The following is a 19,272-nucleotide window of genomic DNA, read 5'->3' as shown; positions in this document are numbered from 1 at the left end:
CGCTTTCAGCAGCCCAGAGCATCTTGTAGGGGAGAGGTGTTCAGGCCGCGTGCGACCCATGTCGGCCAGCGTTGACCTGCCAATTCAGCGACTGTACGTGCGGCTTGTTCAGACTCAAACGTCGCAAACAGACAAGCGCCAGTACCGGTCAGCTGAACAGGTGCATACTGCGCGAGCCAATCAAGCGCTTCCGCCACCAGCGGATAGCGTTTTTTTACGATGGCCTCGCAGTCGTTACGCCACTCAGACGCTCCCCCCTGCAGTGCGCGCGCCATAGTAATGGGGCGGCTGTCGCGTGTCAATTCCGGGTCCTGGAAGATTAGGGGGGTTGAGACGCTCACTTTCGGGTGAATAATCACAAACCAGGGCGTATCCAGCGTCACGGAGGTCAGCTTTTCACCAATCCCTTCGGCCCAGGCGCTGTGTCCATAAATAAAGACCGGTACATCGGCGCCAAGCTGTAAGCCCAGCCTGGCTAATGCCTCCATTGAAAGTCCTAATTGCCACAGCTTGTTTAACCCCAGTAATACGGTGGCAGCATTCGAGCTGCCCCCGCCCAGTCCGCCTCCCATGGGAAGCTTCTTCTCAATGGTTAGCGTAGCCCCTGGCATGGCTTTTGGTGACGTGCCTGCCGCGCGCTGAAGCAGGCGGGCTGCGCGAACCATCAGGTTGTCATCGTGAGCCACACCGTTTACCGGAGTGGCGAGCGTGATATCGCCGTCTTCGCGCAGGGTGAGTGTGAGCTGATCACTGATATCAACGATTTGAAACAGGGTTTGTAGTTCGTGATAGCCGTCGTCACGACGGCCCACAATGTGCAGCATACGATTGAGCTTCGCAGGTGCGGGTAGTGTTAAAGAAGCAGGCATTAACGCTCTCACGTGACTTGAATTAGGCGCGACAACTCAACGGGCGCATACACCGTTATTGAGAGCGCCACTGGTTAACGACCAGGGTGATGCGTACATCGTCATAGTTCATCACCAGGCGGCGAGGTAGCCACATACCTTCAACCTCTTCCCAGTCGCGGTAATCAATTTCCCAGCCATCCTGCTGCATGTGCTGCGGAAAGCCCAGCTCGTCGGTTTCCAACTGATAGCTTGCATGTTCACCGGGCAGGCCGCGCACCCAGTCAGGCATGGCGCTAACCGGAAGTGACCAGCCTAACTGCTCTTCCATCAGTGCTTCCGGTGTTTCTGCTTCAAAGCGGCCATCACCCGTGGTTAGCGAGAAGCGACCTTCACGACCTTCAAGTACGCTGCGGCCCCCACCAAACGGCCCGCTGATCAGCATGCGGAAATAGTGGGGGTGTTGGCTCCAGTCCAGGTTGGCGCTCTGATTCTCTTGTGGTGTGCGAAGGCCTGCCTTGCCGATCAACGTCCAGGTATCAAAGGCTTCAACATCCGCTTGCTGGCGTTCCCATTGACCTGCTTGGCGGCCACCTTCTTCCATCGGGCCTTGCGTCGCGCACCCGGCAAGTAGCAGTAACGCTATGCTGGCAAGCAAGAGGCGAGGGGCGCGTGCGGTGCTGGTAAAGCGCATAAAAGTGGGCAGTGTGTTCAACATAACAGGCTCCATGTCAATGTGTTGAAAGGGTAATGGCAGCGTCTTAATGGCGTACCGAGCATAAAGAGAGGCGCCAGCCCCGTTAGGGAGCACCTGACGGGGTTAGTCCAGGATGACGTTCAAGTAACTCGTCAACCTGGGGGTGGTGCGTTGTGTTATCAAGCACCCGTTGGATTAACATGCGAGCCTCATCGCTACGACCAAGGGCATGTAAGACTTCGGCCAAATGAGCGGCCACTTCCTGGTCGGGCATCTGGTTATAGGCACTTTCAAGCCAGACAAGCGCTTCTTCATTTTGGCCCAGCCGGAAATATACCCAGCCCATGCTATCAAGTATCGCTGGGTTGCTGGGGTCTTCTTCGTAGGCGCGCTCAATCAGCTCGCGGGCTTCTTCCATGCGTCCTGGCAAGTTAAGGTCTGCCAAGGTATAGCCCAGTGCATTTAAGGCATTTGCGTTGTTGGGTTCAACACGCAAAAGCTGACGTAAATCTTGCTCCATGCCTGGGAAGTTGCCACTCTGCCAGGAGCGCATGGCGCGTAAATAAAGCAGGTTAACGTCATCCGGTGTGCGCGCCAATTCGCGGTCAAGTAGCGCTAATGCTTCATCGGGCGCGTTCAGTTCGTCCAGCAGTTGCACTTCAAGGGCGACCAGGTCGTCAAAGTAATTTTCATAGCGCATTCGCTCAATGCGTAAAAAAGCCCGCGCATCCATTACACGGTCATCGTCAATCAACATGCGAGCGGCTGCCGCACGGGCGGGTAAAAACTCCTCTCCCTCGCCTACCTGGCGGTAGTAAAGCAGTGCGTTATCGGTATCGCCCTGGGACTGCGTAATAGCGCCCAGCAGGTAGTAGGCAAGGTCGGGAACATTGTCCTGACTTGTGAGTGGCTGCAGCAGGCGGTAAGCAGGCTCGCTGTAGCCTTCCTCAAGGTAGAGTTGCGTTAGGGCCAAGCGTAAGCGCTGGTTTCCGTCATGGCTTTCCAGTAGCGCATCCGTTTGTGCTTCTGCGGCGGCAATATTATTCAAACGAATTTCGGCTTGAGCCAGCAGCAGCGTAAACCGTACGTCATCGGGGGCAATGCTGGCGCCGTGTTGCGCGGCTCGCCTGGCTGTGTGTAGATCGCCAGCTTCGAGCGCCAGTTGTGCTTGGGCAAGCCAAAGCGTCGCCGATTCTGGCGCTTGCTTTGCAACGTCGTCCAGATACGCTTGCGCTTGGCGGGTATTGCCAAGCGCTGATTCAAGTAGCGCAGTGGCAAGCAAGGCATCGCTATGATACTCAAGCTGCTCTGCACTGGGCTGAGCCAGGTGGGCGCGCATCAATTGGGCCAGTAAGTTGAGCGGTGCGCTCCCTTCCGTGATAGCGATGTCGACGAAGGCCGCAAGCTCGCCATTGCCGCCTGCTTGAGTGATCGCTAGCCGCTGTTCAAGGCTGTCCAGCCAGTCACCGCGCTGCAAAGAGATCGCGGCCAGTAGCTGGTTGGGTGATTCTGCCGAGGGGGCCAGCTCACGCCAACGCAGTGCGGATGCCTCCATTAACGCTACATCGTCACCAAACCGAGCCGCAAAAGTGGCGCGTTCAGCCAGCGCCGGAACACTATAGCGTTGCGATGCCTCCAGGTAACCTTGGCTGGCAGAGCGGTAATCGCCACGTTGGCCCGCTAATTCCGCCGTAAGCAGCGTACGTAGACCATCGGCGTCCAGGCCTCGGGTAATAGGTGGGGCCGACTGCATGGGGTCAGAAGCTATCAGGTCTGGCAAGCCGCCTTTATAAGAGGGTGCTGACTGGCAGCCGCTCAGGAATACCACGGTGGCGGCCAAGGGCAGTAGGGATGAACCCAATTGTAGTGAGCGAAGGGGCATGCGTCTCTCATTTTAGTGGCCGAGCGTTCAGCATAGCGGCTTGGCTGGCTGCGGCAAAGTGATGTACGCCAGATGTTAGTCTGCTGTGATAGAATAGTCGGCCTTGAAAGGCTGGCAGATAAGCGCAATTGAGTAATGATCAGCCGTTGCCCAGACTTGCGCTAATTAAGCGTAAGACGTAAACCATTGAGACTTCAAGACCGATAGCAACGTGATGACCGAACCACTAGCGAAGACGCATACCGTATGACGCTTCTTGCCTTGGGAATCAATCACCGTACTGCCAGTGTGGCCGTACGCGAGCAGGTAGCCTTTACTCCGACGCAGTTAGAACACGCGCTGGAGCAACTGCGTGGTCTGTCACATATTAGCGAAGCAGCGGTGCTCTCCACCTGCAACCGTACTGAACTATATTGCGTAACGGACGCTGCTGGCGAGCAAGCCGTGCTTGAGTGGCTAGGGCGTTTTCATAACTTGAGTGTTGAGGAGCTGACCCGCTGCGCGTACCACTATTTAGACAACGACGCTGCGCGCCATTTAATGCGTGTGGCCGTTGGTCTGGATTCGATGGTCTTGGGTGAGCCGCAAATACTTGGGCAATTGAAAGATGCCTATCAACAGGCGCGCCAAATGCAGGGGTTAGGCGGCGAGCTTGAGCGTCTTTTTCAATATACCTTTGCAATTGCCAAGCAGGTACGTACCGAAACCGGGATTGGCAAAAATCCGGTTTCGGTGGCCTATGCTGCGGTGAGCATGGCAAGCCGAATTTTTGATGATTTTAGTCGCTCGCGGGCGTTGTTAATCGGTGCGGGTGAAACCATCGAGCTGGTCGCGCGTCATCTACATGAAGCCGGTGTACGTCAATTAACCGTGGCTAACCGCACACGTGAGCGTGCTGAGCTTGTCTCCTCGCGATTGGGTGGTAAGGCGATTACGCTGTCTGAAATTCCGGCCGCGCTGGAAGAGGCCGATATCGTTATTTCTTCCACCGCATCACCCCTGCCGATTTTAGGCAAGGGGATGGTTGAAAGCGCACTTAAAAAGCGTCGCCACCGCCCGGTTTTTATGGTGGATATCGCCGTGCCGCGGGATATTGAATCCGAAGTAGGCGAGCTTGCCGATGTATTCCTTTATACGGTTGATGATCTGGAAGAGGTGATCGAAGAGAATCGTCGCTATCGCCAAGTGGCTGCTGACCAGGCCGAGTCACTGATTGAACACGGTGTCAGTAGTTGGCAGCATGAAAAACGTATTCGTAACGGTGGCGAGTTGATTCGTGATTACCGTCAGCACGCCGAAACCCTGCGCGATCAATCGCGCGATCAGGCGTTGGAGCGCTTGGCGCGCGGTGAAGACCCAACCAAAGTGATTGAACGGCTGGCTCACCAACTGGCTAATCGCTTAATGCACCAGCCCACGCAAGCAATACGCGATGCCGCCTCGCAAGAGCAGCATGACTTGCTGGAGGCCGCGCCACGCTTACTATTGCCTGTTAAACCCGCCTTTGAAAAGCCCGCGCCCACGGCTAACCGCCAGAAGGATAATACGCCCGCATGAAAGATACCTTGCGCCAACGCCTCGATAGCTTTACCGAACGTTTTGAAGAGCTGGCGATGCTGCTGTCTGACCCTGAGGTCATTAATAATCAGCAGCGCTTTCGCGACTATTCACGTGAGTACGCCGAGCTGGATGAGCTGGTAGCGGCTTGGCAGCGCTATCGCAGCGTTGAAAACGATATTGAGGCAGCCCAGCAGCTTAGTCGGGACGATGATCCTGATATGCGTGAGCTTGCCGAGATGGAAGTCAGTGAAGGGCGCGAGCAGCTAGACCTACTGGATACTGAGCTAAAGCGTTTGCTGGTGCCTAAAGACCCCGATGATGGCCGAGGCGTGTTTTTGGAAGTACGTGCCGGTACCGGTGGTGATGAAGCCGCGATTTTTGCAGGTGATCTGTTTCGTATGTACTCACGCTATGCGGAAAAACGTGGCTGGCGCGTCGAAGTAGTGAGTACCAACCATGGCGAGCAGGGTGGCTATAAAGAGATTATTTCCCGCGTTAAGGGGGATAGCGTCTATGCGCGTTTGAAATTTGAGTCGGGTGCTCACCGGGTGCAACGCGTTCCTGCTACTGAATCTCAAGGGCGTATTCATACGTCGGCATGTACCGTGGCGGTGATGCCTGAAGTTGATGATGTTGGCGATATCGATATTAATTCATCGGATTTACGCGTCGATACCTACCGTTCAAGTGGAGCCGGTGGCCAGCACGTTAACACCACCGACTCAGCGATTCGTATTACCCACATACCGACAGGCGTAGTGGTTGAGTGCCAGGAAGAGCGTAGTCAGCATAAAAACCGGGCCAAGGCGATGTCGCTGCTTGCCGCGAAATTGAAGCGTAATGCGGTCGATAGCCAACGTCAGGAGCAGGCGGATGCCCGTCGCTCGCTGGTAGGCTCTGGTGATCGTAGCGAACGTATCCGTACTTACAACTTCCCTCAAGGTCGAATTACCGATCATCGTATCAACCTGACGCTTTATAAGCTCAATGAAGTGGTGAGCGGCGAGCAATTGGATGAGGTCATTGAGCCCTTGATCCACGAGTATCAAGCCGAACAGCTATCGGCGCTTCAGGACACGTAATGACGTTTGATGCGCTTTTACAGGCCGCAGCAGAGCGCTTAAAGGCCGCCGGCTCAGCCTCGCCGCGCCTGGATGCCGACGTCCTGCTTGCCCACGTAATTCAACGGGATCGCACATGGCTGTATACCTGGGGCGACCGTGATTGTCCCCGGTGGGAGCATGCGCGCTTTGATGCACTGGTGGCGGCGCGTGCTCAGGGGCAGCCAGTGGCCTACCTGACCGGTGAGCGAGAGTTTTGGGGGTTGCGGTTGGTCACTTCAAAAGAGACGCTAATACCGCGGCCGGATACCGAAACGCTGGTAGAAACAGCGCTCAACCACGTTGCCGCTCCCGTCGGGCGCTTGCTGGATTTAGGTACGGGCACCGGAGCCATTGCACTGGCCTTTGCCAGTGAGCAGCCTGGTTGGCAGGTGGTTGGTGTCGACCTTCGCTCAGAAGCGGTTTCTTTGGCACAGCGAAACGCAGCCGCGTTAGGGATCGATAACGTAGCGTTCATGCAAAGCAATTGGTTTGCTGCCTTTGAGCAGGATGCGGCACCCATAGAGCGGTTTGATCTTATTGTGAGTAATCCGCCGTATATTGCCGCTGACGATCCGCATTTGCACCAAGGGGATGTGCGCTTTGAGCCGCTGAGTGCGCTGGTGGCAGGGGGCGATGGGCTGGCCGATTTGATACATTTAGTGGCCACGGCGCGGCGCTACTTAACAGCCTCAGGGTGGCTGCTGCTAGAGCATGGCTATCGTCAGGCAGTCTCAGTGCGCGCAGCGCTGGTGGATGCGGGTTATCAAAACGTTGAAAGTATTTGCGACCTCGGTGGGCATGAGCGTATTACCCTTGGGCGCTACTAGCTCGTCTGGCTTATCTGTAGTGGATCCTGCTATGAAACCTAAAAATAGAACGCTAGACCGTATCGACCTTAAAATCCTGCGCTGCTTGCAGGAAAATGCACGTATTTCCTATGTTGATTTGGCATCAGAGGTTGGTTTATCCACAACTCCTTGTTTGGAGCGTGTCAAGCGCCTGGAGCGCGCGGGCATTATTCGTGGCTACCAGGCGATTCTTGACCCCCAGGCGCTAAAAGCCAATTTACTGGTCTTTGTTGAAATTAGCCTGGAAACTCAATCGCCAGCCGTATTTGATGAATTTCGTCGAGCCGTTGAAAAGCTGCCGCAAATCCAGGAGTGCCATCTGGTCTCTGGGCAGTTTGATTACATCTTGAAATGCCGCATTCCAGAAATGGCCGCCTACCGTCAGCTATTAGGAGACGTGGTGCTTACGCTCCCCGGCGTCAAAGAGTCTAAAAGTTACGTGGTGATGGAAGAGGTGAAAGAAAGCTTTAGCCTGCATGTACCCGACGTTGAGCACTTTGAGGACAAATAAGTCGATGATGGATGATCAGACACTGCTGCGCTACAGCCGTCACATTATGCTGCCTGAAGTGGATATTGAAGGGCAAGAGCGCTTGCGTAGTGCCCATGCTCTGATCATCGGTGCGGGTGGGTTGGGCTCGCCGGCGGCACTTTACCTGGCCGCTGCGGGTGTCGGGCGGATAACGATTGTAGATGCTGATCATGTCGAGTTGTCTAACCTTCAGCGTCAAATTGCTCATCAGCAGGCAAGCATTGGGCAGAATAAGGCGGCTTCTGCCAAGGCCAGTATGCAGGCGCTAAACCCGGATTGCCGTATTACAGCACTTGAAACGCATGCGGAGGGGGAAGCCCTGGAGCAGCTCGTTGCTGCTGCCGATGTGGTGCTGGATTGTACGGATCGTTTTTCCAGCCGCTATGCCATCAATGCTGCCACGCAAAAAGTAGGTGTTCCGTTGGTGTCAGGCGCTGCCATTCGCTTTTCTGGTCAGCTTGCGGTGTTTAGCCCCCGTGACCCAAACTGCCCCTGCTATGCTTGCCTTTACCCACCGGACGATATGGGCGATGAAGCACTTGGCTGCGCAGAAAGTGGTGTGATGGCGCCGTTGGTGGGGTTGATCGGATGTTTTCAAGCAGTTGAGGCGTTCAAATTGCTAAGCGGCGCCGGGCAAGCCCACCAAGGGCTTGCAACCTTTGATGGCCTACGAGGCCAGTGGCGACACTTCAATGTACCGCGTGATCCGGCTTGCACTGTGTGCAGTGTGATACCTAAATAGGGCGATGTTTCGCAGAAAGATCTATCCAGCCTGCCTGAAAAGTAACCGCTTATAGAGTGTCTGGCTGATTTTTAAAATATTTCGACTGATAGTATTTTAATGGCAGGTAGCCAAATACAATAACAATGAAACTTCCAATGACTGTGTCTAGTAATCGCTGTGTGGCGTAATTAATATCCGCACTACCAGGCAAAATGATGTTAATGAGCATCAGTATCAATGGTGTGAGAAAGACTGCCTGTAGCGCATAGGAGTATTTCATTGCCCAAGGTAGGATGCCCGCTAAAATAGCCATAAGCAGAACAAAGGCAACGTTTTTAGGAACAAAAAGCAAGATTAATACACCCAGTATAACGCCCAGCAGTGTGCCCGTTATACGTTGAAGAGCTCGCTTGTGGATTGAGCCCAAGTCAGGCTTCATGATTAATCCGACGGTTAACGGAATCCAAAACCAGTGCGGATTATCATCAACCAGGTGTGCGCTATAGGCAACGCCTAAGCATACGGCCAGAGCGCACGCTTGCGCGTAGTGGTGGCTCGCTACTATGGCTACTGGTTTGGTTGGGGTGCTTTGGCTGGCTGCGTTAAGCGTTGCATCTCTGTTTTTTGCCAGATAGCGGCAGAAAAGAATTTCGATGCCCAGTAAAAGCGCGTAAAGAACCATGCCTACAAGATATAAAAGAGCGGGCATCCAGAAGTTATTAATCGAAGGCACGCCCAGGGCGATAGATGCCAAGAGTAAAATCTGTAACATTGCAATTGATAACGTATGGCTAACGTTGCTAAGCAGTTGGGCCACAGCTCCTGCACACATCATTATGATAATAACCGCGCTCCAGGGCAATATATGCAAATACCCGGCTAAATATCCTACTGATCCGATACAAGCAGAAATAAACATTGCTCGATACACGTCACGATAGCTGCCTGATACCTCCCCGGTAACCATCATCAAGCATCCCATGGCTATCCACATTCCCGTCATGATATGGCCAAGCATGAGTCCTGCCATAAGAGGTAAAAAAATACTGACGGCAGCACGGATTGCTCGGCCCCACTGCCAGCGGGGTTTAGAAGAGGATGATGGGTCCGGTGAAGCAGATGCCTTTTTCATTGAGGTCATTGTGTGCAGTCCTTGATTCATTGAACAGCATTACCTTCTGCTAACAATGGTTAAGATATACAGAGAGGCTGAGTCTGGCAATCACCAGGATGACGCAGTATTGTTCACGTGCTTTGATGGCGGGCAGATTTCACCATACGGCGCTAGACACTGTACGGCTTATACGTTTATCAGACGGCTCAGTGTTGAGCAGTGACGAAGGGCAAATTACGCGTAAAGGGAAGACAAAAAAACCGCCAGCAGCGGTTATGACGTCACGGTCTTATACGTCAAAGGGATAGGGGAGGCGGGTAGTGGAAAACCACTACCCGCTTTTTGGTGTTGGTGCTTGGCGATTAGTTACGGATCAGGTAATCAAACGCGCCAAGTGAGGCTTTAGCGCCTTCGCCCATGGCAATAATAATCTGTTTGTAAGGCACCGTGGTAACATCACCCGCGGCAAATACGCCGGGTACCGAGGTCATGCCGTGAGAGTCGACAATGATCTCCCCGCGCGGCGTCATTTCGATGGGCGAGCCTTTCAGCCACTCGGTATTTGGCACCAGGCCAATCTGGACAAAGATGCCTTCCAGCGCGATGTTTTTAGTCTCATCGGTGTTGCGGTCTTTGTAGGTCAGGCCATTAACGCGGCTGCCGTCACCGGTTACTTCGGTGGTTTGAGCATTTAAGATAATGTCCACGTTGGGCAGGCTCTTAAGTTTTTTCTGCAGTACTGCATCGGCACGCATTTCACCCATAAATTCGAAAAGGGTGACGTGAGCAACGATGCCCGCCAAGTCAATGGCAGCTTCAACGCCAGAGTTGCCGCCGCCAATAACCGCGACGCGCTTGCCTTTAAATAGCGGGCCGTCGCAGTGCGGGCAGTAAGCAACGCCTTTGTTGCGGTATTGCTGCTCGCCGGGGACATTCATTTCGCGCCAACGGGCGCCGGTCGCTAGAACCAGTGTTTTGCTCTTGAGTTTTGCACCTGACTCAAAGGTCACTTCGTGCAAGCCACCTTCGGCCTCAGCGGCTTTAAAGGCAGCTGCCGTTTGCAAGTTCATTATATCAACGTCGTAATCCTTGACGTGCTCTTCAAGCGCGCTAACAAGCTTGGGACCTTCTGTATGAGTAACCGAAATAAAGTTTTCGATACTCATGGTATCCGCTACCTGGCCACCAAAACGCTCAGCCGCAACACCGGTATTAATGCCTTTGCGGGCAGAATAAATGGCAGCTGCAGCACCCGCGGGGCCACCGCCGATCACCAGTGTATCGAATGCGGCTTTGGTGCTTAGCTTTTTGGCTTCGCGGTCGGCGGCGCCCGTGTCCACTTTGGCCAGAATTTGCTCAAGGGTCATGCGGCCCTGATCGAACGGCTTACCGTTTAGATAAATACTGGGCACTGACATAATTTCACGCTCTTCAACTTCGTCCTGGAAGAGCGCCCCATCAATCGCCACATGGCGGACGTTGGGATTAAAGATCGCCATCAGGTTTAACGCCTGAACCACATCGGGGCAGTTCTGGCAGGACAGCGAGTAGTAGGTCTCAAAGAGCATATCGCCTTCGAGCGCTTTAATCTGGTTAAGCACCTCGTCAGAGGTTTTCGGTGGGTGTCCACCTACTTGCAGCAGTGCCAGAACCAGCGACGTAAACTCGTGGCCCATGGGAATACCGGCAAATACAACACCCGTCTCTTCACCTGTGCGGTTGATCGCAAAAGAGGGTGTGCGGCTATCCTGACCATCCGTTTTCAGGGTGATCATGTCACTCAGCCCGTTGATATCTTCCAACAGGCCGTGAAGTTCACGTGACTTGTCACCGTCATCAAGGGACGCAACGATCTCGAACGGTTGAGTCACTTTTTCCAAGTAAGCTTTCAACTGATTTTTTAAATTAGCGTCCAACATGACAGTGAATTCCTCGTAATCTGTAAAAGGTGTTCTCAACCCTTAGCCACATTTAGCCCTCGCTAGTGAAAATCACAGCGAAGTCGGTATAAAAGGGAGAACATATAGCGCGATGTAAAGAGAACACCCGGGTGAAAAAAGCCCGGGTGTTAGGCTGCCATCTGGTTAAGCCGTTATCGTAAGCGGCGCTTCAAGAGCGATTAAGATAACGAAGATGGCAGCACTCGCCGTTTAGATTTTGCCAACGAGGTCTAAAGAGGGCGCGAGTGTTTCTTCGCCTTCTTTCCATTTGGCCGGGCATACTTCGTTGGGGTTTTCACGAACATACTGGGCAGCTTTAACTTTGCGCAGTAGCTCTTCGGCATTACGGCCGATGTTGCCCGCGTTGATTTCAACGATCTGAACTTTACCGTCGGGATCGATAACAAACGTGCCGCGTTCTGCAAGGCCTGCTTCTTCAATCAGGACTTCAAAGTTACGCGAGATTTGCAGCGTGGGGTCAGCCAGCATTGGGTACTGAAGCTTGCCGATCGTTTCGGAGCTATCGTGCCATGCTTTATGGGTGAAGTGGGTATCGGTTGAAACGCTGTAAATTTCAACGCCCAGCTTTTTGAAGGCTTCGTAGTTGTCGGCCAGGTCGCCAAGCTCCGTTGGGCAAACAAACGTAAAGTCAGCCGGGTAGAAGAAGAAGATGGACCATTTTCCCTTCAGGTCAGCTTCGGTGACATCAATAAATTCGCCATCTAGATAGGCGGTAGCTTTAAACGGTTTTACTTCAGTGTTGATCAAGGACATCCAGATTATCTCCGTGTCTTGTGAATGAAGGTGAAAATGTTGAGGACTATAGTAGGGGTATTTTCCTGATAGCTAAAATTGAAAAACACCATTTAGCGTATAGTCTTTTACTATTATGCAGCAGCCTATCTACGCTCCGCAGACCTTGAAGTGGGGGCAGGCCCACTATAATGCAAGAATCTTTCACATTGACTTGCGATAGAGACCGCTGCGCCGCAAAATTCGCGTTCAGTAGAAAAGCCCACGCTAACGGCGAGTGGCTGATGGCTGGCGTTAATCTAGATGGTACTGTTTTGAAGAGCTGTTTTTGAATAACCGTTGCTGAATAACTGTTTTTGGATAATGAGGAGCACGAAATGGGGAACATTCACAAACTTTCCGGGGCCGTTGCGGCCGTTTCTTTAGCCGCAGCGGCGACAGTCGCCCATGCCGATGAGGTACGGGTATATAACTGGTCAGATTATATAGCACCGGAAACGCTTGAAAAATTTACCGAGCGTACCGGCATTGATGTTACCTACGATGTTTATGATAGTAATGAGACGCTTGACGCTGCCTTGCTGGCAGGCCGTTCGGGGTATGACGTAGTGGTGCCTTCTACGCACTTTTTTACGCGTCAACGCCAAGCGGGCGTTTATCAAGCGCTTGATAAAGAGCAGTTACCAAACCTGGAAAATCTCAATACCGAGTTGATGGAAAATTTAGACGCGATTGACCCTGATGGCGACTACTCAGTGCCTTACATGTGGGGCACTAACGGTATTGGCTACAATGTTGAGCGCGTGAAAGAGATCCTGGGCGATGATGCGCCGGTCGATAGTTGGGCAATGCTATTTGACCCTGAAATTACCTCCGCGTTAAAAAAGGCGGGTTGCGGTATTTCAATGCTGGATACGGGTGAGGAAATGCTGCCCGCGGCCATGGCTTACTTGGGCCTGAACCCGCTAAGCGAAAACGCGGAAGACTTTGAAGCCGCCGGTGAAGTGATTAGCGCCGTGCGCGATGATATTACCTATTTCCACTCTTCACGCTACGTATCCGACTTGGCCAATGGCGATATTTGTGTGGCAGGCGGATATTCAGGCGATGTATTCCAGGCTGCTGAGCGTGCCGAGGAAGCAGGGCGTGATTTTGACATTGGCTATAGCATTCCTAAAGAAGGCGCCGCCTTGTGGTTTGATGTTATGGCGGTCCCGGCGGACGCGCCCAATGCTGAAAACGCCCATGCCTTTATTAACTTTATCCTGGACCCGGAAATTGCCGCAGAAATTACCGATTACGTCAGCTACGCCAACCCCAATGCGGCGGCCGATGCTTACCTTCCGGAAGAAATTCTGAATGACCCGGCGATCTATCCCGAAGCCGAGGTTATGCAAAACCTGTATGTGGCGCTTGACATGCCACAGCCGGTACAACGTATCCGTACACGTGTGTGGAACCGTGTAAAGTCTGGCCGTTAAGCTAACCTCATCCGACAGCGAGCCAGGCCTTTTGCCTGTCTCGCTGTTCATCTTTTAATGCCCGGTTTTCCGGGTCTTTTGATGGGAGTGGCGAATGGTCACTACGCCCCTGTCGGACGGAAATTCGGCGAGCGAACCCTCGGCAAACGAACCTTCAGTGAACGAAACGGCAGCGTCTGGCTTGGCGATACAACGCCCACAAGGCAAGACACCGCGGTTTGCAGAAGACATCGTGCTAGAAGTTAAAGGCTTATGTAAGCGCTTTGACGAGGCCTTGGCGGTAGATAATGTAAATTTACAGGTGAAGCGTGGTGAGATTTTTGCGCTTTTAGGCGGGTCGGGTTCGGGGAAGTCGACGCTGTTGCGTATGCTCGCCGGGTTTGAAACTCCCACGGACGGGCATATTTTGCTGGGCGGTCAAGACATTACTGCGATCCCGCCCTACAAGCGCCCGATTAACATGATGTTTCAATCCTATGCGCTATTTCCACACATGACGGTGGCGCAAAATATTGCCTTTGGGCTAAAGCAGGACAAGCTTGCCAAGGCGGAAGTAGATGCGCGCGTGGCGCAAATGCTGAAACTGGTGCATATGGAACGCTTTGCCAAGCGTAAGCCGCATCAGCTTTCCGGTGGCCAGCGTCAACGGGTGGCGCTGGCGCGCTCCCTCGCCAAACGGCCAAAACTGTTGCTGCTTGATGAGCCCATGGGCGCGCTGGATAAAAAGCTGCGTACTGAAATGCAGTTGGAAGTGGTCGAGATTATTGAGCAGGTAGGCGTGACCTGCATTATGGTGACCCACGATCAGGAAGAGGCCATGACCATGGCGGATCGTGTCGCCATTATGGCCGATGGCTGGATTGAGCAGGTTGGCTCGCCGGTCGATGTATACGAAAGCCCAGCCAGCCGTATGGTGGCGGAATTTGTCGGTACGGTGAACCTGTTTGAAGGCGAGATTGTGGAAGATGCCGCTGACCACTGCCAAATCGTATCGCCTGAGCTTGAGCGCCCCATTTATATCGACCACGGCATTACCACTCAAGCGGTTGATCGGCGGGTGTGGGCCGCGCTGCGTCCGGAAAAAATCTGGCTAACGCGTGAGAAACCCTCGTCTGATTACAACTGGGCAGAGGGTAAAGTTCACGATATCGCCTACCTGGGTGGTTTTTCGCTTTACTACGTACGCACCGCCTCGGGTCAGTTGATTAAGGTCAGCATGGCGAATACCGAACGGCGAGGTGACCGGCCAACCTGGGAAGACAGTGTGTATGTCTACTGGGAAGACCACAGTGCCATCGTGTTGAACCGCTAATGGCCCTTTCTGGCTACTTGGGAGATTGCTTGCGATGATGCCATCTCAACTCACTGCCCTGTTCAAACGCTTACAGTTAGGGCGTCGGGCGGTGATTGCCTTGCCGCTTGTATGGCTACTGCTGTTTTTTTTGCTGCCCTTTGCCCTGGTACTGAAGATCAGTTTGTCGGAAGGGGTTGTGGCGATCCCTCCTTATGGGCCGCTGCTTGAGTATACCAACCAGACCCTGCATATCTTTCTAAACGTGGGCAACTATCTGTTTTTGCTCTCCGATTCGCTGTATGCAGCTGCCTATTGGGGGTCTGTAAAAACGGCGTTTATCTCAACCGTGGCCTGTTTGTTGATCGGCTACCCGATGGCATACGCCATGGCCCGTGCCCCAGCACACTGGCAGCTTCTGTTGTTGTTGCTGGTAATGTTGCCCTCCTGGACCTCGTTTTTGATTCGCGTGTATGCCTGGATGGGGATTTTAAGTAACAGCGGCCTTATCAATAATCTACTGATAGGGTTGGGTCTGATCGATACGCCTTTACGAATGATGAACACGCAGTTTGCCGTGGTGATAGGTATTGTCTATGCCTATCTTCCCTTTATGGTGTTGCCGCTTTATGCCCATCTAACCCGGCTGGATAATTCACTACTGGAGGCCGCTTCGGACCTTGGGTCACGTAAACTCAATACTTTTATCAAGGTAACGCTGCCCCTTTCGATGGGGGGAATTATTGCGGGGTCAATGTTGGTATTTATCCCGGCCGTGGGCGAGTTTGTTATTCCCGAGCTATTGGGCGGCCCGGATACGCTGATGATTGGTAAGGTACTTTGGGAGGAGTTTTTCCTTAATCGCGATTGGCCCGTTGCCTCGGCGCTGGCAATGGTGATGTTACTGCTGCTGTTAATACCGATTGTTTGGTTTCACCGTTACCAGTCTCGGGGGCTTGAAGAATGAGCGTAGTACGACGGCGGCCGCATTTTTCAACCTTGATGCTGATACTCGGCCTGGTGTTCCTCTATCTGCCGATGGCGGTGTTGGTGGTGTACTCCTTCAACTCTTCCAGGCTCGTTACCGTGTGGGCGGGCTTTTCAACCCAGTGGTACGGGGCGCTGTTCCAGGACCAACAAATTCTCTCGGCAGTATGGACGAGTCTAAAAATCGCGTTTTTTGCCGCGAGCATGGCGGTATGTTTGGGAACGGTCGCGGCGTTTGTAATGACGCGATTTGGACGCTTCCGTGGAAAAACGGCGCTTTCCAGCATGGTAACGGCACCCCTTGTCATGCCCGAGGTCATTACCGGGCTGTCGTTGCTACTGTTATTTGTTCAAATGGCACAGCTGACAGGCTGGCCCGCCGACCGTGGTGTAGGCACTATCTGGATTGCGCATACCACCTTTTGCAGCGCTTACGTTGCCATTGTAGTGGCGGCACGGCTGCGCGAGTTGGATAGCTCGATAGAAGAGGCGGCAATGGATTTAGGTTCACCACCCCTTAAAACATTCTTTTTTATCACGCTACCCATTATTGCCCCTGCGCTGGCGGCGGGCTGGCTGCTTGCCTTCACGCTGTCGTTGGATGACCTGGTCATCGCAAGCTTCGTGTCTGGTCCTGGCGCCAATACGCTGCCCATGGTGGTGTTTTCATCTGTTCGCATGGGCGTATCGCCTAAAATTAATGCGCTGGCGACGCTGATTATTTTGACGGTATCGCTGGTGACGTTTTTGGCGTGGTACCTGATGCGTCGTAGCGAAGCCAAGCGGCAAATAAATTAGCAACAAGGAGGCGTTTGGCTAGAAAACGTCATCGTCTCGGCCGGTTAACACGGCTTCAAGTTCGCCGGTCATGGGCGAGATGATGATTTCAAGCTGAATAGGCGCACAGCATTGATGGCAATCTTCCCACGTGGCGTGGCTGCCTTGAGAGGTGTCGATGACAAACGTCAGAGGCGCATCGCAATAGGGGCAGTTAAAATCGTGGTTTACCAGGGCATCATCGTGCATAAGCAGCTACCTTTAAAAGTTTGGAGCTTGGCGGCAGTGTAGCAGTCTGCGCGAAGTCGGGCATGGCGGTGATGAATCAGGTAGGATATACGCGGTTTTCCACGGACTGTTTTTCAACGTGCTAAAGAGAGAAACGATGATGTTACGAAACATGGTAGTAGCGGCCACTTTGGCCTTCCCGATGGTCGCCTTGGCGGAAACACCGAATGTTACCCCAGGCGAGTGGGAGTTCGTCAGCGTGACCAGCATCAGTGGCGACATGGATATTCCGGACCAAACGGAAACCGAGCGTCAATGTATTACTCAGGATGACCTTGAAGGCGCCGAGTTTGGGTTTATCGAAGAAGAAGATGGCTGCGAGCTTCTCAATCAGGAAATGAGTGCTGACGGTCTCTCTTACAGCATGGTATGTCGCGCAGAGGGTGGTGAAGCCAATATTGATGGCGATATGAGCTTTATGGGCGAGCAAATCAGCGGCAGCGTTGATATTCTCACTCAGTCGCCAATGGGCGAGCTGACCATGAATACCGCTATTGAAGGTCAGCGTGTAGGTGAGTGTGAATAATCACTTGCGTTGATGCCTGAAAAGGGCGCCTCTTTTTGAAGAGGCGCCCTTTTTTTGACCGATAGCCTTTCTTTACCTCTAGAAAGAAAAGCAGCAACACGTCGCTAACCGGCGGAGTCGGAAATTTCCTCTTCCAGACGCCGTTTAACCGCACCGGGGGAGCCGGTATGACGTGCCAAAAGGTCGTATGCAACCGGCACTACAAACAGCGTGAACAGTGTCGCCGCACCAACGCCTGCCATTATCACCGTGCCAATCACCAGGCGGGATTCAGCGCCTGGCCCGCTTGAAATAATCAGTGGTATGGCTCCGGCCATGGTGGTGATTGCGGTCATCAAAATAGGTCGTAGCCGGGTGACGGAGGCTTCAATGAGCGCTGTACGAAAGGCTTTGCCCTCATCACGTAGCTGGTTGGCAAACTCGACGATCAAAATACCATTTTTAGCAGCCAGACCAATCAATAGCACCAGGCCAACCTGACTATAAATGTTAAGCGACTGCCCGCTTAGCAAAAGCGCCAATAGGGCGCCGCTCATCGCGAGCGGTACGGTCAACATAATGACCAAGGGATGGATAAGGCTTTCAAACTGTGCGGCTAGCACTAGAAATACCACGATAGCGCCTAATATCAGCAGAAAGGTGGTCGCGCCACTTGCCTGCTGAAAATCACGTGAAGGGCCTGCCACGTTGGTTTGTGCTTCTTCGGGCAACAGCGTGTCGGCGGTAGCTTGTAGATATGTAAGCGCCTCCCCAAGCGGGTAGCCGTCAGCCAGGTTGGCCTCGATGGTAATGGCTCGAATACGGTCAAAGCGGTTTAACGTGCTGGCGCCAGCAACGTCGGTAAGCGTCACGAGGCTTGCGAGAGGGATTAGTTCACCAGAACGTGCCGAGCGTACCTGTATATTATCCAGGGCGCGGGGGCTGTTCTGCCGATCGCGATCACCTTCGATAATCACGTCGTACTCTTCGCCGTTATCCACGTAGCGGGTAACGTTGCGACCGCCTAACAGCACTTCAAGCGTACGGCCTATTTCGGTAATCGTTACGCCCAACGCTGCTGCCCGCTCATAGTTAATCTCGACACTGAGCTGTGGCTGGGTCTCGTTATAGTTGCTTTCAAGCGCCGTAATGCGTGGGTTATCCTCCCGCACATAGTCCATCAGCAGGGTGCGCCAGCGAGCGAGCTCTGCGTAATTACCGCCGCCAATCACAAACTGCACAGGCTTTTGTGTGCGTTGGCCAAAGCCCTGACGCATAACGGGGAATGCTTGAACGCCAGGCAGCGGCCTTAGCAGCGCTCGCACGTCATCCATCACCTCCCATGCGCTGCGGCGGCTGCCCCAGTCGGCCATATTGATGATGACAAAACCGCCGTTAAAATTCTCGATATTGCCAAAGCCGCGTGGCGCACGTACGACCACACGTTCAAGCTCACCCGTTTCTATCAGGGGAGCCAGTCGTGCTTCGATTTCATCCATGTAGTCCATCATGTAATCGAAGGTGGCGCCTTCAGGGCCATTCACCAATACGATAAAGTTGCCACGATCCTCTTGTGGGGTGTACTCATTGGGTAGCTCGGTGGTTAGCCATGCCGTCATGGCGATCAACAGCGCAAATACCCCGACAACTATCCAACTGCGTGCAAGCAGCCACTCAAGGATACGCTGGTAACGTCGCTGAGTAATACCCAGTAGCCACTGGACACCTTTACCCACAGCGCTGTCGTGCATGCCGGGTTTAAGAATCTTGGACGCCATCATGGGGGTTAGGGTAAGCGCTAGGAGTGTCGAGAAAACAACGGCTGCCGCCATCGTGAGGGCAAACTCAGAAAAGAGCCGACCAATTGTAGTGGTTCAATAAAACCGGACACCAACGTAGGTGGTAATATTGCCACCATAAGCGAGGTGTCTGATGACCAGGA

Annotated in this window: 17 protein-coding genes and 1 pseudogene; 10 read left to right on the top strand and 8 right to left on the bottom strand. The window is 53.4% G+C overall.

All coding sequences use genetic code 11. From position 1 onward, the window contains the following. Nucleotides 1–5: 5 nt before the first annotated feature. The 3 genes from ispE to INT20_RS11740 form a co-directional block, all read right to left on the bottom strand. A complete protein-coding gene (gene ispE, locus INT20_RS11750) occupies nucleotides 6–869 on the bottom strand; it encodes a 4-(cytidine 5'-diphospho)-2-C-methyl-D-erythritol kinase (protein ID WP_193054973.1) in 864 nt (287 codons plus the stop codon). Nucleotides 870–924: 55 nt separating this feature from the next. Then, nucleotides 925–1,566 carry a lipoprotein insertase outer membrane protein LolB gene (lolB, locus tag INT20_RS11745; RefSeq protein ID WP_172117125.1) on the bottom strand — a complete coding sequence of 214 codons (642 nt, stop codon included), beginning with the start codon at nucleotides 1,564–1,566 and terminating at the stop codon, nucleotides 925–927. A gap of 82 nt (nucleotides 1,567–1,648) precedes the next feature. Continuing rightward, nucleotides 1,649–3,427 (bottom strand): tetratricopeptide repeat protein, encoded by a 1,779-nt coding sequence (locus tag INT20_RS11740; protein WP_193054972.1) that lies wholly within the window; start codon nucleotides 3,425–3,427, stop codon nucleotides 1,649–1,651. A gap of 246 nt (nucleotides 3,428–3,673) precedes the next feature. Between INT20_RS11740 and hemA the strand changes: the two genes are divergently transcribed. The 5 genes from hemA to INT20_RS11715 are packed head-to-tail and all read left to right on the top strand — an operon-like array spanning nucleotide 3,674 to nucleotide 8,212. Then, nucleotides 3,674–4,984 carry a glutamyl-tRNA reductase gene (hemA, locus tag INT20_RS11735; protein WP_193054971.1) on the top strand — a complete coding sequence of 437 codons (1,311 nt, stop codon included), beginning with the start codon at nucleotides 3,674–3,676 and terminating at the stop codon, nucleotides 4,982–4,984. Then, a complete protein-coding gene (gene prfA / locus INT20_RS11730) occupies nucleotides 4,981–6,069 on the top strand; it encodes a peptide chain release factor 1 (RefSeq protein WP_172117122.1) in 1,089 nt (362 codons plus the stop codon). Before hemA ends, prfA begins: the two co-directional genes overlap by 4 nt. Then, entirely contained in the window at nucleotides 6,069–6,917 is an 849-nt protein-coding gene (prmC, locus tag INT20_RS11725) for a peptide chain release factor N(5)-glutamine methyltransferase (RefSeq protein WP_193056981.1), read from the top strand. Before prfA ends, prmC begins: the two co-directional genes overlap by 1 nt. A gap of 31 nt (nucleotides 6,918–6,948) precedes the next feature. Next, the gene (locus tag INT20_RS11720; RefSeq protein ID WP_087106768.1) at nucleotides 6,949–7,449 is read left to right on the top strand and encodes an Lrp/AsnC ligand binding domain-containing protein; all 501 of its coding nucleotides are present in this window, start codon (nucleotides 6,949–6,951) and stop codon (nucleotides 7,447–7,449) included. 4 nt (nucleotides 7,450–7,453) lie between these two features. Continuing rightward, nucleotides 7,454–8,212: a HesA/MoeB/ThiF family protein gene (locus INT20_RS11715; protein WP_193054969.1), complete on the top strand. Its 759-nt coding sequence runs from the start codon at nucleotides 7,454–7,456 to the stop codon at nucleotides 8,210–8,212. Between the two features lie 49 nt (nucleotides 8,213–8,261). Here INT20_RS11715 and INT20_RS11710 read toward each other — a convergent pair whose 3' ends face one another. From INT20_RS11710 to ahpC, 3 genes are all read right to left on the bottom strand, one after another. Further along, on the bottom strand, nucleotides 8,262–9,335 hold the full coding sequence (locus INT20_RS11710) for an FUSC family protein (RefSeq protein WP_193054968.1): 1,074 nt from the start codon (nucleotides 9,333–9,335) through the stop codon (nucleotides 8,262–8,264). A 335-nt stretch (nucleotides 9,336–9,670) separates the two neighbouring features. After that, on the bottom strand, nucleotides 9,671–11,227 hold the full coding sequence (gene ahpF / locus INT20_RS11705; protein ID WP_193054967.1) for an alkyl hydroperoxide reductase subunit F: 1,557 nt from the start codon (nucleotides 11,225–11,227) through the stop codon (nucleotides 9,671–9,673). A 231-nt stretch (nucleotides 11,228–11,458) separates the two neighbouring features. Next, the gene (gene ahpC, locus INT20_RS11700; RefSeq protein ID WP_193054966.1) at nucleotides 11,459–12,022 is read right to left on the bottom strand and encodes an alkyl hydroperoxide reductase subunit C; all 564 of its coding nucleotides are present in this window, start codon (nucleotides 12,020–12,022) and stop codon (nucleotides 11,459–11,461) included. 356 nt (nucleotides 12,023–12,378) lie between these two features. Here ahpC and INT20_RS11695 point away from each other — a divergent pair, with 356 nt between their 5' ends. The 4 genes from INT20_RS11695 to INT20_RS11680 all read left to right on the top strand — a co-directional run bounded on the left by INT20_RS11695 (nucleotide 12,379) and on the right by INT20_RS11680 (nucleotide 16,558). Beyond that, a complete protein-coding gene (locus INT20_RS11695; protein ID WP_193054965.1) occupies nucleotides 12,379–13,482 on the top strand; it encodes a polyamine ABC transporter substrate-binding protein in 1,104 nt (367 codons plus the stop codon). Between the two features lie 94 nt (nucleotides 13,483–13,576). Continuing rightward, nucleotides 13,577–14,794: a polyamine ABC transporter ATP-binding protein gene (gene potA, locus INT20_RS11690; protein ID WP_193054964.1), complete on the top strand. Its 1,218-nt coding sequence runs from the start codon at nucleotides 13,577–13,579 to the stop codon at nucleotides 14,792–14,794. A 34-nt stretch (nucleotides 14,795–14,828) separates the two neighbouring features. After that, entirely contained in the window at nucleotides 14,829–15,740 is a 912-nt protein-coding gene (locus INT20_RS11685; RefSeq protein WP_193054963.1) for an ABC transporter permease subunit, read from the top strand. Continuing rightward, on the top strand, nucleotides 15,737–16,558 hold the full coding sequence (locus INT20_RS11680) for an ABC transporter permease subunit (RefSeq protein WP_193054962.1): 822 nt from the start codon (nucleotides 15,737–15,739) through the stop codon (nucleotides 16,556–16,558). Before INT20_RS11685 ends, INT20_RS11680 begins: the two co-directional genes overlap by 4 nt. A gap of 18 nt (nucleotides 16,559–16,576) precedes the next feature. Here the strand turns inward: INT20_RS11680 and INT20_RS11675 are convergent, their stop codons facing one another. Beyond that, nucleotides 16,577–16,786 carry a CPXCG motif-containing cysteine-rich protein gene (locus INT20_RS11675; RefSeq protein WP_087106752.1) on the bottom strand — a complete coding sequence of 70 codons (210 nt, stop codon included), beginning with the start codon at nucleotides 16,784–16,786 and terminating at the stop codon, nucleotides 16,577–16,579. A gap of 136 nt (nucleotides 16,787–16,922) precedes the next feature. Here INT20_RS11675 and INT20_RS11670 point away from each other — a divergent pair, with 136 nt between their 5' ends. Then, nucleotides 16,923–17,351, top strand: a complete 429-nt coding sequence (locus tag INT20_RS11670) for a DUF3617 domain-containing protein (protein ID WP_172117113.1) — start codon at nucleotides 16,923–16,925, stop codon at nucleotides 17,349–17,351. A 104-nt stretch (nucleotides 17,352–17,455) separates the two neighbouring features. Here the strand turns inward: INT20_RS11670 and INT20_RS11665 are convergent. Next, a pseudogene (locus INT20_RS11665) lies at nucleotides 17,456–19,195 on the bottom strand (efflux RND transporter permease subunit); the annotation flags it as partial. Nucleotides 19,196–19,272: the final 77 nt, after the last annotated feature.

It is taken from the genome of Halomonas citrativorans (assembly GCF_014898005.1).
In the GTDB taxonomy this organism is placed as follows: domain Bacteria; phylum Pseudomonadota; class Gammaproteobacteria; order Pseudomonadales; family Halomonadaceae; genus Vreelandella; species Vreelandella citrativorans.
This window is presented reverse-complemented; position numbering and strand designations above follow the sequence as displayed.

What these genes read in the sequence shown, in the direction of transcription:
- ispE (WP_193054973.1), bottom strand. Translation starts at nt 869, where the DNA reads ATGCCTGCTTCTTTAACACTACCCGCACCTGCGAAGCTCAATCGTATG.
- lolB (WP_172117125.1), bottom strand. Translation starts at nt 1,566, where the DNA reads ATGTTGAACACACTGCCCACTTTTATGCGCTTTACCAGCACCGCACGC.
- INT20_RS11740 (WP_193054972.1), bottom strand. Translation starts at nt 3,427, where the DNA reads ATGCCCCTTCGCTCACTACAATTGGGTTCATCCCTACTGCCCTTGGCC.
- hemA (WP_193054971.1), top strand. Translation starts at nt 3,674, where the DNA reads ATGACGCTTCTTGCCTTGGGAATCAATCACCGTACTGCCAGTGTGGCC.
- prfA (WP_172117122.1), top strand. Translation starts at nt 4,981, where the DNA reads ATGAAAGATACCTTGCGCCAACGCCTCGATAGCTTTACCGAACGTTTT.
- prmC (WP_193056981.1), top strand. Translation starts at nt 6,069, where the DNA reads ATGACGTTTGATGCGCTTTTACAGGCCGCAGCAGAGCGCTTAAAGGCC.
- INT20_RS11720 (WP_087106768.1), top strand. Translation starts at nt 6,949, where the DNA reads ATGAAACCTAAAAATAGAACGCTAGACCGTATCGACCTTAAAATCCTG.
- INT20_RS11715 (WP_193054969.1), top strand. Translation starts at nt 7,454, where the DNA reads ATGATGGATGATCAGACACTGCTGCGCTACAGCCGTCACATTATGCTG.
- INT20_RS11710 (WP_193054968.1), bottom strand. Translation starts at nt 9,335, where the DNA reads ATGACCTCAATGAAAAAGGCATCTGCTTCACCGGACCCATCATCCTCT.
- ahpF (WP_193054967.1), bottom strand. Translation starts at nt 11,227, where the DNA reads ATGTTGGACGCTAATTTAAAAAATCAGTTGAAAGCTTACTTGGAAAAA.
- ahpC (WP_193054966.1), bottom strand. Translation starts at nt 12,022, where the DNA reads ATGTCCTTGATCAACACTGAAGTAAAACCGTTTAAAGCTACCGCCTAT.
- INT20_RS11695 (WP_193054965.1), top strand. Translation starts at nt 12,379, where the DNA reads ATGGGGAACATTCACAAACTTTCCGGGGCCGTTGCGGCCGTTTCTTTA.
- potA (WP_193054964.1), top strand. Translation starts at nt 13,577, where the DNA reads ATGGTCACTACGCCCCTGTCGGACGGAAATTCGGCGAGCGAACCCTCG.
- INT20_RS11685 (WP_193054963.1), top strand. Translation starts at nt 14,829, where the DNA reads ATGATGCCATCTCAACTCACTGCCCTGTTCAAACGCTTACAGTTAGGG.
- INT20_RS11680 (WP_193054962.1), top strand. Translation starts at nt 15,737, where the DNA reads ATGAGCGTAGTACGACGGCGGCCGCATTTTTCAACCTTGATGCTGATA.
- INT20_RS11675 (WP_087106752.1), bottom strand. Translation starts at nt 16,786, where the DNA reads ATGCACGATGATGCCCTGGTAAACCACGATTTTAACTGCCCCTATTGC.
- INT20_RS11670 (WP_172117113.1), top strand. Translation starts at nt 16,923, where the DNA reads ATGATGTTACGAAACATGGTAGTAGCGGCCACTTTGGCCTTCCCGATG.